Annotated in this window: 7 protein-coding genes and 1 pseudogene; 6 read left to right on the forward strand and 2 right to left on the reverse strand. The window is 71.8% G+C overall.

Features of this window, described 5'->3' with window-relative positions; translation table 11 throughout:
• Positions 1-1,610: 1,610 nt before the first annotated feature.
• On the forward strand, positions 1,611-2,855 hold the full coding sequence (locus tag TsocGM_RS21350; RefSeq protein WP_126727496.1) for a DUF362 domain-containing protein: 1,245 nt from the start codon (positions 1,611-1,613) through the stop codon (positions 2,853-2,855).
• A 10-nt stretch (positions 2,856-2,865) separates the two neighbouring features.
• Here the strand turns inward: TsocGM_RS21350 and TsocGM_RS21355 are convergent, their stop codons facing one another.
• Positions 2,866-4,839 (reverse strand): sulfatase, encoded by a 1,974-nt coding sequence (locus tag TsocGM_RS21355; RefSeq protein ID WP_158633690.1) that lies wholly within the window; start codon positions 4,837-4,839, stop codon positions 2,866-2,868.
• Between the two features lie 479 nt (positions 4,840-5,318).
• Between TsocGM_RS21355 and TsocGM_RS21360 the strand changes: the two genes are divergently transcribed.
• The 5 genes and pseudogenes from TsocGM_RS21360 to TsocGM_RS27985 all read left to right on the forward strand — a co-directional run.
• Positions 5,319-7,190 (forward strand): alkaline phosphatase family protein, encoded by a 1,872-nt coding sequence (locus TsocGM_RS21360; protein ID WP_233579083.1) that lies wholly within the window; start codon positions 5,319-5,321, stop codon positions 7,188-7,190.
• Entirely contained in the window at positions 7,187-7,921 is a 735-nt protein-coding gene (locus TsocGM_RS21365) for a hypothetical protein (protein WP_126727498.1), read from the forward strand. Before TsocGM_RS21360 ends, TsocGM_RS21365 begins: the two co-directional genes overlap by 4 nt.
• 347 nt (positions 7,922-8,268) lie before the next feature.
• Complete coding sequence (locus tag TsocGM_RS21370) at positions 8,269-10,164, forward strand: vWA domain-containing protein (protein ID WP_126727499.1); 1,896 nt, start codon at positions 8,269-8,271, stop codon at positions 10,162-10,164.
• Positions 10,165-10,350: 186 nt separating this feature from the next.
• Positions 10,351-12,357, forward strand: a complete 2,007-nt coding sequence (locus TsocGM_RS21375; RefSeq protein WP_158633691.1) for a vWA domain-containing protein — start codon at positions 10,351-10,353, stop codon at positions 12,355-12,357.
• Positions 12,303-12,875, forward strand: a pseudogene (locus TsocGM_RS27985) (pentapeptide repeat-containing protein); the annotation flags it as partial. The gene TsocGM_RS21375 and the pseudogene TsocGM_RS27985, both read left to right, overlap by 55 nt.
• 29 nt (positions 12,876-12,904) lie before the next feature.
• Here TsocGM_RS27985 and TsocGM_RS21385 read toward each other — a convergent pair.
• Positions 12,905-13,846 carry a DUF1559 family PulG-like putative transporter gene (locus tag TsocGM_RS21385; protein ID WP_126727501.1) on the reverse strand — a complete coding sequence of 314 codons (942 nt, stop codon included), beginning with the start codon at positions 13,844-13,846 and terminating at the stop codon, positions 12,905-12,907.
• Positions 13,847-13,911: the final 65 nt, after the last annotated feature.

Raw genomic sequence — 13,911 nt, forward strand, 5'->3', positions numbered from 1 at the left:
GGGTCGGGTCTGGCACCGGTCGGGAGGCGGCCCCGGGGCTCGGCCCCGCCGGTGAGGTCTCGGGTGTCGGTCGCGGCTCTTGGGGGTCGGGATCGGGGTGGGGGAACGGGAATCGGGTCGTCTTGCCTCGTCTTGCCTTGCTTTGCCTGACCTGACCTTCGCCTCGTCTTGCCTCGTCTTGGGTGGTCGGGGCTCGCGATCGGTGGTCGGGGCTCGCGATCGGCGGCCTGGCCCCGTCATTGGGCCGGGCCGGGCCGGGCCCTGTCAGCGCCCGGCCCCGTGGGCCGAGGGGAGGGGCCGGAGATGGGCCCACCCGCCGGCCCGGCCGATCGGCGGCCCGGCGGGCATGGGGCCTCGCGGTCGGGGAGGCGTCGAAGCCGCTCGAGCCACCCTGGTTTCGGTTCCGTCGGCAGCGCGGGGCGATCCGGATCCCCCCCCGGGGGCATGCGTCACGGTCCGCTCCGGGAAACCGGAGGCGGCGACGAGATTCCATCGGCGTCGGGGGAGTTCGTAATGCAATTCGCGTTCCGCGACGTCCATTCAGCCGAATCGGGAACTCCAGGGCCCTACCCCTCGCGGCGGGCCGCTGGATGCGGGAACCGTCCGGGGATGAGGCGAAGCTGGACGGGGACCGGCGGTACCGACCGGGCAGCGGCGCGGCCGAGGCCCTCGACGCAGGCGGGGCCGCCATCGGACGGGGCCACGACCGGGCCCGGGTCCGGGGCGATCGCAAAGGGGGCCGAGATGGTCGCCGCTCCCACTCAGGCCGGGGGGCGATCCGCGCAAACCTGCCCGCGGGGGTGAGGCCCGAGGCCGCCCCCCGACGAGGGTGCCGGCCGGCCCGCGACTCCCGGGGGGATTGTGACCATCTCGGGCCGCCTGACAAGCCCAGTTCCTGCCGCCGGTGGCCCGGCGCGGCGGGATCAGCACGGCCCCCCCCTCGGTCCTCGAAGCGTCATCCGGCGGGTGCCGGGCCCGAAACCCCGGGGGATGCAATCGGTCGGATCGTGATCCTCAGGTCAGTCAGCTCGACTCGACGCGCTCGGCCGTCGCCGATCGGCGGCGACCAGTCCGATCGCTCATGAGATGAGGGCGGAACTCGCCGTCCTCGACCTTACTCTGGCACGCCGGGGCGAAAAGATCAAGTCCCCGGTCCCTCCGACTCGGCAAATGCGCTGCCGTTCCACCACAATCCTGGGTCCTGGGATCCAATCCCGCCCGTTCTGACCATTACGACGCGGATCGGCTGGTTGTGCGTTCGATCCCGGCGAATTGCCGGAACGGCCCGATCCGGACCCTTCCGGCGGGGGGCTCGGGGCGGGGGGCAGGGACGCCTCGGTCGAGATGCCGCGCGGATCCGCACACCATCGGTTCGCCAGCTCCGAGGCCAACCTCCCTCCGGCCTCTCGGCGGTCGGGGGCCGGGGGGCCGGTCCAGAGCAGACGAGGGCGGCGGGTGCCGATAGAATGGGGGCTGGTGGTCGGCCTTCGGGCGACGGCATGCCCGGGGTCCGCGACCCTTCCCGTCTTGATCGGCCCGAGCCCTCTGCGCCGGGTCGGCCCGTCCTTCCCCCACTCTGGATCGATTCGCAGGACAAGGGAGTTCCGGTCATGCGCGAACAGCACCCCTGCGGCGGCGTGAGGCGTCGGCAATTCCTGGCAAGCGCGGCGGCGGCGGCCTCGGCGCTGCCGGCCCTGGGGGCGTCGCCGAGGTTCGCCTCGGCCTCGGCCTCGGCCTTGCCCTTGGCTGGCCCGCAGGACGACGAGGCGGCCGGCCGGCTCGGCGTGCCGGGGCCGTACCCCGGCCGGGTGATCGAGGCGCGCAACCCGGCCATGTGCCGAGCGGGCAAGAAGGACCGCCGGGCCATCAAGCAGACCCTCGACCGCGCCCTCACCGAGCTGACCGGCGCCGACGACGCCGTGGAAACCTGGCGCACCTTCTTCGAGCCCGGCGACGTGGTCGGCATCAAGGTCGTGCCCAACGGCCACCCGCAGCACCCGAGCTCGCCGGAACTGGTTCTGGAGGTCATCGCCGGCCTGGAGTCGGCCGGCGTGAAGCGCTCGGACATGGTCGTCTTCGATCGGTACGAGTCCGAGTTCCTCGCCGCCGGCTACCAGGACATCCTGCCTGATGGCGTCGCCTTCGGCGGCCTGACCGCCCGGGAGGGGGACCCCTCGCAGTTGAAGCTCTCGTTCGAGGGGGGCAAGGGGATCTCCGGCTACGACCCCGACGAGTACGTCGAGATGGAGCTGGTCAGCCGGGGGCACGACCCGAAGGACGACCGCGCCTACCGGTCGCACCTCGGCCTGCTGGTGACCCGTCGGCTGAACAAGATCGTCTGCCTGCCCTGCCTGAAGGACCACGGCGCCTCGGGCGTGACCGGCTGCCTGAAGAACATGAGCCACGGGCTGGTGAACAACGTGGAGCGGTCGCACTCCTCCCCCTGGGCGAATGCGACGAACATGTTCATCCCCTCGGTCGTCCGGCACCCGATCATCCGGGAGAAGTGCGTGTTGCAGATCATGGACGGCATCCGGGGCATCTGGCAGGGCGGCCCCTTCGGCTGGAACGCCGAATGGGCCTGGGACTACAACGCCCTGCTCGTCGGCACCGACCCGGTGGCGATCGACCACGTGGAGTGGGACATCGTCGACGCGAAGCGGAAGGAGATGGGGGTCCCCGGCGTCGGCGCCGTCGGCCGACTGGCCGCCGACCCGTTCCACCGAGAGGGGTTCGACATCCGCCAGCCCCAGCATATCGCCCTGGCCGGCAACCTCGGCCTGGGGTACTTCGACTACGAGTCTCCCCGGGGACGCCGGCGGTCGATCGACCGCCGGATCATCCAGGTCGGCTGAGCCGGCCGGATCACCCGCCCGGGGCCCCCGGATCCCCGCCCGAGATGCCGCCGAGGACCTCGTCCAGCGCCCGTCGGGAGGCATCGAGGGCGGGCGCCAACTGGGGGAACCGGGCGAGGTTCTGCTCCTCGCCGGGGTCGATCTGGAGCTGGTAGAGCTCCTCGAGTCGGCCCCGGCCCTCCATCTGGATGCGAATGTACTTGAATCCCTGGGCGTCGATGATCGCCGCCATCCGGCCGAGCCGGACCGGGGAGCGGACGCCGTTGGGGGGGAACGGGTTGGCCCCGGCCACCGTCGCCAGCCGGGGGGACCGGGGAGCGTCGGTCTGGCCCTCCCAGAGCGGGGCCAGCGACGAGCCCGGCAGCTCCTGCTCGGGGGCGCCGATCAGGTCGAGGATCGTGGCCGGCACGTCGCGCAGGCTCACCGCCTCCGCCACCCGGGTCCCCTCCGGCACTCCGGGGCCGGCGACGATCAGCGGCACGTCGATCTGGTCGTGATACAGGCTTCCGCCGTGGCCGTAGAGGCCGTGCTCGCCGAACGCCTCGCCGTGGTCGGAGGTGACGACCACGATCGTCTCCTCCAGCAGCCCTCGGCCTTCCAGCTCGTCGAGCAGCCGGCCGATCCGCTCGTCGAGGTAGGCCAGGCACGAGTCGTAGCCGTCCACCAGCACGTCCTGGTCCTCCGGCGTGATCCCGTCCTTGTTCGGCCAGAACCACCAGTGCTGGAGCAGCTGCCGCTCGTCGTTGGCTTCCGGACGGCGGCCGAAGCGGTGCTCGGCCCCCTTGGGGACGAGGTAGGGGTCGTGGGCGTCGAAGTAGTTCAGGAAGGCGAAGAACGGCCGGTCGCCCCGGCGGCCGTCGAGCCATCGCAGGAAGTCGCGATTGATCGTGTCGGCGTCCTTGGAATGGATCCGGGAGGAGGGCCGGGCCGGGTCCTGGTCGAGGTTCCGGATCAGGGCGTCGGCCTGGTCGACCAGGAAGGTCCCCAGCGCCGACGACACCAGGGCGCGCATCGGAGTCGCCGGGAAGTCCTCGTAGTGGGAGAAGCCGCGGTCGAGCCCGGTGGCGTAGGTGCAGTAGAACAGGTTGGCGACGAACCCCGCCGTCTCGTAGCCGAGGCGGGAGCAGACCTCGGCCAGCGTCGGCGCCGTGGCGTCCATCGGCTCGTAGCGGCCGCCGGCGACCTCGGCGGGCCAGCGGCCGGTCATCAGGCTGGCGTGCGAGGGGAGCGTCCAGGGGGAGGTCGCGAAGGCCCGCTCGAAGCGGACCCCGCGCCCGGCCAGGGCCGACAGCCGAGGGGACGTCGGGCGCCGGTAGCCGTACAGGTCGAGGTGGTCGGCCCGGACCGTGTCGAGCACGATCAGCAGCACGTTGGGCCTGCCGGCCGCCTCGGCGACGGGCCTCGGCGCCGACCGCAAGCCCCGGGTGGCGGTGAACCCGGCCAGCGCGACCAGGCCCATGAGCATCGCCGGCGTGCTGAGCCGGGCGGCCCGGCCGATCCGACGACCCCGGCGCCGAAGCCCCGGCAGCAGCCGGCAGGCGAGGCCCGCGGTCAGCAACGCCAGGGCGATCGGGTGGAGCCGGATCCCCACGTTCGAGAGCAGCACCATCAGCGGCGGCAGCGGCGCGGCCGTTCCCAGCACGAAGAGGCCGATCCGGGCCCCGAGCTTCCTCCAGGCGATCATGATCGCCGAGGCCGGCAGCGCCAGGGTGACGAACATCGCCGCGTCGGCCAGGGGGATCATCCAGGGATAGTGCCGGCTCTTGTTGTCGCTGTCCCAGAGTGCCCCGGCCTCGTGGTCGGTCAGCACCAGGGCGAGCACCTCGAGGTAGCCGGCCAGCAGGCCGAGCCAGGCTGCCAGGCCGATCAGGCCCGCCGGCCCTGGCCCGGGCCAGGCGCCTCCCGGGCCGGAGGACGGGTCATCCCGGGCCGGTGCGGCCTCCCTCGAGGTCGTTCGGGTCGCTTCGGTCGCCGTCGAGGTCATGGTCCTCCTCCCCGGGGGTGGCGGCGGGGGCGGGGCGATCGGGAGGGGGGGCGGGCCGATCCGGCCGGCGCCGTGTCGCATTGAACCCCTCGTCGCCCTTGGCTTAGGATGTCGGGCGGCGGTTCGGCCCGGCTCAGGGCCGATGGCCCCCGATCGAATCGAATCGGATCGAATCGGATCGAATCGGATCGAATCGGATCGAATCGGATCGAATCGGATCGAATCGGAGCCGAGCGGAACGCCCCGCGTCCCGGACGACGATGCACCGCCTGTTCTCCTGGACTATGGCGACATCGAGCCGGCGGCGGTCCCGCCGCCGACCTCGGCCGTCGCGGTCGTCGAGGGGCGTTGGGTGATGGTCGGGAGGGAGACCTCCCGGTTTCTCGGCCGGTGCGCCCGGGCCTCCTCCCGGGATCGAGAGTCCGGCGGGGCCGGCCCCCGGTCCCGGGGAGCCCAGTCCAGGGAAGGAGGCCGACGGCGTGGCAAGGGTCGCGATCGAGAAGGTGATCGTCGTCGGCCTCGACGGGCTGGAGCCGAGGCTCGTCGGGGAGATGCTCAGGAGGGGGGAGCTGCCCCATCTGGCCCGGCTGTCGGCGGAGGGCGGCCTGGGGAGGGTCGCGACCACCTCCCCGGCCCAGACGCCGGTCGCCTGGTCGAGCTTCGCCACCGGCACCAACCCCGGCGGCCACGGCATCTTCGACTTCATCGCCCGGGAGCCTCGCTCCTACCGGCCGGATCTCGCCCTGAACCGCTACGAGCAGCCCAGCCCCTTCCTGCCGGCCAGGGTCGTGAACCTCCGCCGGGGGCAGCCGGTCTGGGACCTGCTCTCCTCGGCCGGGATCCGCTCGGTCATCCTCCGATGCCCCTGCTCCTACCCGCCCGACCCTCTCCGGGGACGGCTGCTCTCCGGCATGGGAGTGCCCGACCTCCGGGGAGGCTTCGGCACCGGCACCTTCTACACCACCGACCCGGCCGAGGCGGCGCGGGAGAGCGAGCAGGTCGTTCCCCTGGACTGGCCAGGGCCCGGCTCCGGGCCGATCGAGTCGGTCGTCATCGGCCCGAGGAACCCGAAGGACCGCTCCGACGCGACGACCCCCCTGACGATCGATCCCCGTCCCGACGAGGGGAGGGTGCTGCTGCGGACCTCGGGGACGCCCGGCGAGCTGGAGCTCAGGCCCGGCTCCTGGAGCCCCTGGGTCCGCTTGCGGTTCAAGCTCGGCCTGTTGCAGGGAGCCCGGGGGATCGTCCGGTTCCTGCTGCGGAGGCTGGAGCCGGGCCGGCTGGAGCTGTACGCCTCTCCCGTGAACTTCGACCCGATGGCGCCGCCGTTCCCGATCAGCCACCCGGACCTCTACGCGGCCGACCTCGCCGACGAGCTGGGGCTCTACCACACGACCGGGATGGTCGAGGACCACTCGGCGCTGGTCAACGGCCGGATCGACGAGGCGGCCTTCCTCTCCCAGTGCGACGACTCCTGGCGGGAGCGCGAGGGGATGCTCTCCCGGGAGCTGCACCGGCTCGACGCCGGCTTGCTGTACTGCCTGTTCGACACCCCGGACCGCGTCCAGCACCTGTTCTGGCGGTTCCTGGAGCCCGACCACCCGGCCAACCTCGGCCTCCCTCCGGATCCCGAGTTCGTCGGGGCGATCGCCGAGACGTACCGCCGCGCCGACTCGGCCGTCGGCCTCGCCCTGGAGGCCGCCGACGACCGCACGCTGGTCATCGCGATGAGCGACCACGGCTTCGGCTCCTTCCGCCGGGGAGTGAACCTCAACGCCTGGCTGCGGGAGCACGGCCTGCTCGCCCTGCGCGACGGCGAGGGGCCCGGCGGCGGGCAGGAGCCCGACCTCCGCCAGGTCGACTGGTCGAGGACGAAGGCCTACGCCCTGGGCCTGACCGGGCTCTACCTGAACCGGATCGGCCGGGAGGGCCAGGGGATCGTCCCCCCCGACGAGGCCGAGGGGCTGAAGGAGCAGATCGCCCGGGGGCTCTCCGGGCTGGTCGACCCGCGGACCGGCCGGGAGGCGATCCGGGGCGTCGACTCCCGGGAGCGGGCCTATGCGGGCCCCTTCGTCGAGGAGGCGCCGGACCTGGTCGTCCGCTTCGGGGCCGGCTACCGGGTGTCGTGGTCCGGGTCGCTCGGCGGGGTGTCGGCCGGGATCTTCGAGGACAACACGAGGAGGTGGTCCGGCGACCACATCGTCGACCCGGCCCTGGTCCCCGGCCTGCTGGCCATGAACCGGCCGTTCCGGGACGAGGGAGCGGCGATGGTCGACCTGGCGCCGACGATCCTGGAGGCGCTCGGCCAGCCCGCCGGCCCGGCGATGGAGGGGAGGTCCCTGCTGCGATGACCATGAAGACGCTCGTCATCGGCCTCGACGGGCTGCCGGCCGACCTCCTGCTGGGAGACGACCGCCTGGCTCACGTCCGCCACCTGATGGCCTCGGGCGGCTTCGCCCGGCTCTCCGGCGAGCGGCCCGCCGACCCCTCCGCCTTCTGGCGCTCCCTGGACCTCGGCCGGCTCCCCGGGCCGGACGACGACGGCGAGGGAGCCCACTGGCCCTCGCTGCCCGGGCTGCTCTCGGGCGACGAGCCTCCGCTGCTCGTTGGCGGCCCGTCGTGCTCGGGGGGAGACCCGATCGCCGAGAGCGAGGCTCGGCTCGCCGAGTTCTCCCGCCGGCTGGCCGAGGCCCCCTGGTCCTTCGCCCGGCTGATCGACAACGCCCCGGCCCTCCTCCAGGCCTCGGGAGCCGAGGGGGCGATCGACTCCTGGATCCGACGCCTCGACGACGCCCTGGCGCCGATGCTCGAGCGCCTGGGAGACTCGGGGACCGTGCTGATCGCCTCCCGGGGAGTCGCCGACTCGGCCGCCGTGCTCGCCACCACCGGAGGAGGGCCGGGAGGGGAGATCCCCGGCCTTCGGCTCGTCGACCTCGCCCCAATGCTGCTGGCCCTCGCCGGCCGGCCGATCCCCCCCTCGATGACCGGCCGGGCCCCCGACGCCCCCCCCGGCCCCTCCGGCGACGAGCCGGACGACGAGCAGGCGGTGCGGGACCGGCTCCAGGGGCTGGGATACCTCTGAGGCGGGTGAGGCGGATCGCGCATCGCAGGGGGCTTCGCCCCGGGCCCGGAGGGCAGGCCGACCCCGTCCGGTGGCGGAGCGTCAGGGCCGGTGCCGGCTCTCGGCAGAGGCGAGGATGCAGCAGTGGCGTCACGGCGGCGGATGTCGGCCGTAGGACAGATGCCGGATCCCCCGCCTCGGGGGGCGGAGCTGTGTCGATAACCCAAGATAGCAACGGCAATTGCGTGTTGCCTTGGGTGGCGATACGTTTCTAGAATGAATCGGGAGGACGGGGGCCGCCGAGGCCGTCGTCGATGGAAGCTGGCGGGCCGTCGGACGGTCGATCCGATCGCGTCGGGGGAGCCGGGATGAGCAGTCTGCTGAGCAGGATGCGGGCCTGGGGGGCCGATCGGCTGGAGGACCTGCTCGACGTCCGGTCGAAGTACCTGGCGACGGCCTACGGGGTCAGCGTGGCGGTCCACCTGGCGATCCTCGGCCTGCTGACGATCGCCGGGGTGCTCATGGGCCGGGAGGTGGCCCGGACGATCGAGGCGAGCGTGGTCGACACCGCCCTGCCGGAGCTGGAGCGGATCGACGCGACCGAGCTGCTCGAGACGGATCAGGAGGCGACGCTCGAACCGATCCTGGCGAGGTCGGCGCCCCGGTTCTCTCCCCGGATCGTCGAGGACATCGTCGAGCCGGACCCGGAGCTGCAGATCGACCCGCTCTCGCTGTCCCCTTCGCTGTTGCTGCCCGCCTCGACCACCCTGAGCACCCGGGTGCAGTTGCGGGGAGACGGGGCCGAGCACGTCGAGGGGGTGGAGGGGGCGGTCGACCGCCTGGCGCTGGAGATCCTCCGGCAACTGGAGAAGGGGCGCACGCTGGTCGTCTGGATCTTCGACGCCTCGGGCAGCCTCCAGTCGGAGCGAGAGCGGCTGGCCGGGCACATCGGCCGGGTGTATGAGAACGTCCTGGGCCGGCCGGAGGGGGCGGCGGCGGCAAATGGCGGGCTGCTGACGATGGTCGTCGCCTTCGGCTCGGGCCGCAAGGCGATGCTGGAGGAGCCGACCGAGGACACCTCGGCCATCGCCGACGCGGTGCTCGCCGTGCCGCTGGACGAGTCGGGCGAGGAGTCGACGTTTCAAACGGTCGCCGACGTGGCCCGGCGCTGGGGATCGTTCTCCCGGGAGAAGCAGCGGTACCGGACGATGGCGATCGTCGTCACCGACGAGGTCGGCGACGACGAGGAGAAGCTCGAAGGGGCGATCGCCGCGGCCCGAAGCGCGGAGATGCCCGTCTTCGTGCTCGGCTCCTCGGCCCTCTTCGGCCGGGTCGAAGGCTACATGGACTACACCGACCCGAAGACGGGCCGCTTCTACCGCCGGCTCCCCGTCCGCCAGGGGCCGGAGAGCGCGGCCCTGGAGCAGATCCGCCTGCCCTTCTGGTACGGCGGGCCGCAGTACGCCGAGCTGGACGCCGGCTTCGGCCCCTATGGCCTCAGCCGATTGGCCGCCTCGACCGGGGGCATCTACTTCATCACCCGCCTGGGGGAGAACCGCCCGAGCTTCAACCCGGCCGGGATGCGGGAATACCGCCCCGACTGGGTCAGCGCCGCCCAGTACCGAGCGGCCGTCTCGAGAAGCCCACTGCGGTCGGCCGTCCTGGAGGCGGCGCGGATCACCCAGCAGAACCTGCCGGGCCAGCCGTCGCTGACCTTCCCGGCGGCCGGCACCCCCGAGTTCAAGGAGGCGATGGAGCGCAACCAGCAGATCGTGGCCCGAGTGACCTACACCGTGGAGGAGGCCCTGGGGCCGATCGAGGCCGCCTCGGAGTACCGCGACCGCGAGACCTCGCGCCGCTGGCAGGCGAACTATGATCTGATCAGGGCCCGGCTGCTGGCGATGAAGATCCGCTGCTACGAGTTCAACTGGGCCTGCGCCCAGATGAAGGTCAACCCGCTGACCTTCTCCAACGAGAAGTCCAACGCCTGGCGGCTGGAGCCCGACCCCGAGATCCACTACAGCCGGGGAGCCCAGCGGGCCGGCGAGGAGGCCAGGGAGTTGCTGGAACGCGTCGTCACCGAGCACCGGGGCACCCCCTGGGCCCTCCTGGCCCAGCGCGAGCTGCGCGACCCGTTCGGGTTCAAGTGGGTGGAAACCTACGTGCCCCCGCCTCCCCCGCGGCGCGACGACGGCGGCAACGCCGCCCGCAAGAAGGCCCGGCCGCGCGGAGAGGCGCCGGCGGCTCCCGCGCCGAAGTTGTAGGCCGGGCCCCCCGGCCGTATGCTGGGATCGTCGACCGGGGCCTGTGCCTGCCCGGCTTGCGCTGCGTTCTGCTCCCCATCTGCCGTCGTCGAGGACCGAAGGGCCGTTCCCCCCCCTCCCCCGAGGGGGCCCGAACCGAACCAGACCGAACCGGCCCGACGAGTTGCACCCCCCCGGGAGGGCCGCATGAGCTCCTACATCTCCCGCCACGAACCCTCCGAGGAGATGATGACCGCGGAGACCACCGCCGCCCACCGCGAGCCCGCCCCCGAGCCGGCCAAGGCCGAGGCCCCCCCGGCCAAGAAGAAGCGCCGGCGGCGACGGGGCGCGTTCATCTGGCGGTGGGACGCGCCGAGCTGGGGCGTCTCCCTGATGGTCCACGCGGCGGTCCTGGCGGCCCTGGCGCTGATGGCCGTCGGCGCCCAAGTGGACGAGGTCCTCGGCTCGATCGACGCCAGCATGGTCGACACCAGCCTCTCCGAGGAACGCGCCGACGAGCTGGTGAAGATTCTCGCCGATCCGGCCGAGGAGCGCAGCGAGCTGGCCGTCGGGGACCCGACCAGCACCCTCTCCGCCGGCGGGACGCCGACGGCCACGCCGGCGATCCGGAGCACGACGACCGAGGTGAGCGAGACCAAGAGCCTGGCCGGGCTGATCGATGTCGCCGTGGCGCCCCCCAGCGCGCTGACGCTGCCGTCGCTGGCCGTGCTGAACCGGGACCTCGCCGGCGGCAACAAGATCTCCGGCGACCCGGGGCGGGAAACCGCGGAAATCGGCGAGGCGCTCGACCAGATCGCCCGGGAGATCCTCCGGCACCTGGCCAACAGCCGGGTGACGGTGCTCTGGATGTTCGATGAGTCGGGCAGCATGAAGGACGACCAGCGGACGATCCGGGACAAGTTCGACCGCGTCGCCAGTGAGCTGAAGCTGCGGGTCCCCGCCGACCGCCGCGAGGCCGGCGACCTGGAGCACGCCATCATCGGCTTCGGCAAGACGATCCACTTCGAGGCCGTCCCCCCCCGGGCCGACGCGGAGCAGATCCGCCAGGCGATCGACGCCCTGCCGGTCGACCAGTCGGGCGAGGAGCAGACGATGCAGGCGATCGTCGAGGCCATCTCCCGCTACGGCCGGGCCGTCGCCAAGGACCGCAAGATCCTGCTGGTGCTGGTCACCGACGAGTCGGGGGACGACGGCAGCCTGGTCGAGCAGGCGAGGCTGGCCCTGGTCAACCGCGGGGTGACGGCCTACGTGCTCGGCCGCCAGGCGATGTTCGGCTACGACCGGGTCTACCTGCGCTACGTCGACCCCGTGACCAAGGATGTCTACTGGCCCCCCATCCGCCGAGGCCCCGAGGCCCCCGGCCTGGAACTGCTGCAGTGGGACGGCCTCTGGACCGAGCGGCACGACGAGCAGCCCTCGGGCCTGGCCCCCTACGAGCTGGCCCGCCTGGCGTATGAGACGGGCGGCATCTACTTCCTGCTGCCCAACGAGGAGGAGCTGCGCAACCGGCCCCGGGGAGAGAAAGCCTTCGCCGTCGCCACGCTCAAGGAGTACCTGCCCGACTACGGCCCCCGGGCCGAGTACGCCTCCCGGGTCGCCCAGAGCGAGCTGCGGCGGACGATGAGCGACATCATCCAGCTCACCGACAAGGACTTCGGCTTCCGCCGCCACTTCCCGGTCGCCCCCCCCGAGCTGGCCAAGGCGATCACCGAGGAACTGCCCAAGGTCGACGTGCAGCTCCGCGCCCTGTTCGAGTTCGAGAAGCGGCTCCGCGCCCTGGAGCCGGCCCGGGACACCGAGGCCAGCCGCCGCTGGCAGGCCAACTACGACCTGATGCTGGGCCAGATCGTCGCCTTCCAGGTCAAGGCCTACGAGTACCGCGCCTGCCTCGCCGAGATGGTCGCCCTGGCCAACCAGGGCCGGCTCGTGCCCAAGAACCCCCCCATCCCCGGCGAGCGGAGGACCGACTGGGTGATCGACCACTCCGGCAAGAGGAAGGCCCCCCCCGCCGAAACCGACAAGAAGTACGCCGAGGCCCGCCGGCTGCTCGAACTGGTCTGCGAGCGACACCCCGAAACCCCCTGGGCCGACCTGGCCCGCACCACCCTCGACCGCGGCCTCGGCTGCGACTGGAACGAGTGGAGCGTCCACCCCGACTACGACGAGCGCGCCAAGCTCGTGCCGAACTTCTGAACCTGACCCGAGTTCTGAGCCCAACCCAACCCTCCCCGATCGTCCCCCAGGCGGGACCGGCTCGGCTCTGCAGAGCAGAATTCAGCAGAGCAGAATTCAGCGGAGCGGAATTCAGCAGAGCAGCGTTCTGCAGAGCGGAATTCAGCGGAGCGGAATTCAGCAGAGCAGCGTTCTGCAGAGCGGAATTCAGCGGAGCGGAATTCAGCAGAGCAGCGTTCTGCAGAGCGGAATTCAGCGGAGCGGAATTCAGCAGAGCAGCGTTCTGCAGAGCGGAATTCAGCGGAGCGGAATTCAGTAGAGCAGCGTTCTGCAGAGCGGAATTCAGCGGAGCGGAATTCAGCGGAGCAGCGTTCTGCAGAGCGGAATTCAGCGGAGCGGAATTCAGCAGAGCAGCGTTCTGCAGAGCGGAATTCAGCGGAGCGGAATTCAGCAGAGCAGCGTTCTGCAGAGCAGAATTCAGCGGAGCGGAATTCAGCAGAGCAGCGTTCTGCAGAGCGGAATTCAGCGGAGCGGCGTTCTGCTCTGCTGAGCTCTGCTCTCTGTCTGCTCAGTACCGGTCAGCCGAGATCACCTCGCCGCCGGCCCGGGTCATCAGCGCGGCGAACGTGCCCGGGTCGATCGTCTCCTTGATGAACCGGGCCGAGCCGTCGGCCATCCCGAGGTGGGCGCCTCCCGGGTGGAAGGCGTAAACAGCGTAGCGGTTCGAGCAGTTGACCATGCACGGCCCCTTGCCCACTCCGGAGCGGTCGTAGCCCCAGGCGACGAAGACATTCCCCTCGGCCCAGCCGCAGACCAGGACGCTGGTCGAGGTGCTCGTCCCGGCACCCGGCACCGGGCTGGCTCCCCGGTACAGGAGCGGCCGGCCGGCGCTTTCGAGGAACATCGCCGTGTTCGAGGTCCCGTCTCGGATCTCCTGGATCTTGCGGCGGCCGGAGCTTGAGGTGCCCTGGAAGACCCCGTCGGTGTTGGGCGGGTCGCCGGGCAGGACGTTGGGGCTGCGCCAGAGGTTCGAGTTGATGCCGGCCCCGGCCGCGTAGTCGGCCGCGGCGGACGGCCACTTGTCGACCTGGCCGCGGAGCTCCGTCGGGATGCTCGCCGGGAAGAACGGGTTCATCAGCGGCGACTCGGGCGTGCTCGGGCAGAGGAAGACCGAGAGCGGGTACTGCACGGCCGTGCTGTTGGCCATCACCCGGTAGTGCTCCTGGTGGTTGTAGGCGTCGAACAGGTTGCCCTGCTCGAAGTAGGGCAGCAGTTGGGCCCCCCAGTAGCGGATCGGGCTGGTCTCGTTGGTCGGGAAGCACTCGTGAGCGGTGTAGAAGTTGTGGCTCGCCAGGCCGAGCTGGCGCAGGTTGTTGGCGCAGCGGGCGCGCCGGGCCGCCTCTCGGGCCGACTGCACGGCGGGAAGCAACAGGGCGATCAGCACGCCGATGATCGCGATCACCACCAGCAGCTCGATCAGCGTGAACCCGCGTTTCGGGGGCAAGGGCATGGTGCGTCTCCGGTTGAAGCAAGGGGAGCGATGAGGGGGGGCCTGGGCACCGGCGGATCGGCCGG

The organism is Tautonia sociabilis, from assembly GCF_003977685.1.
In the GTDB taxonomy this organism is placed as follows: Bacteria; Planctomycetota; Planctomycetia; order Isosphaerales; family Isosphaeraceae; genus Tautonia; species Tautonia sociabilis.

What these genes read in the sequence shown, in the direction of transcription:
- TsocGM_RS21350 (WP_126727496.1), top strand. Translation starts at nt 1,611, where the DNA reads ATGCGCGAACAGCACCCCTGCGGCGGCGTGAGGCGTCGGCAATTCCTG.
- TsocGM_RS21355 (WP_158633690.1), bottom strand. Translation starts at nt 4,839, where the DNA reads ATGACCTCGACGGCGACCGAAGCGACCCGAACGACCTCGAGGGAGGCC.
- TsocGM_RS21365 (WP_126727498.1), top strand. Translation starts at nt 7,187, where the DNA reads ATGACCATGAAGACGCTCGTCATCGGCCTCGACGGGCTGCCGGCCGAC.
- TsocGM_RS21370 (WP_126727499.1), top strand. Translation starts at nt 8,269, where the DNA reads ATGAGCAGTCTGCTGAGCAGGATGCGGGCCTGGGGGGCCGATCGGCTG.
- TsocGM_RS21375 (WP_158633691.1), top strand. Translation starts at nt 10,351, where the DNA reads ATGAGCTCCTACATCTCCCGCCACGAACCCTCCGAGGAGATGATGACC.
- TsocGM_RS21385 (WP_126727501.1), bottom strand. Translation starts at nt 13,846, where the DNA reads ATGCCCTTGCCCCCGAAACGCGGGTTCACGCTGATCGAGCTGCTGGTG.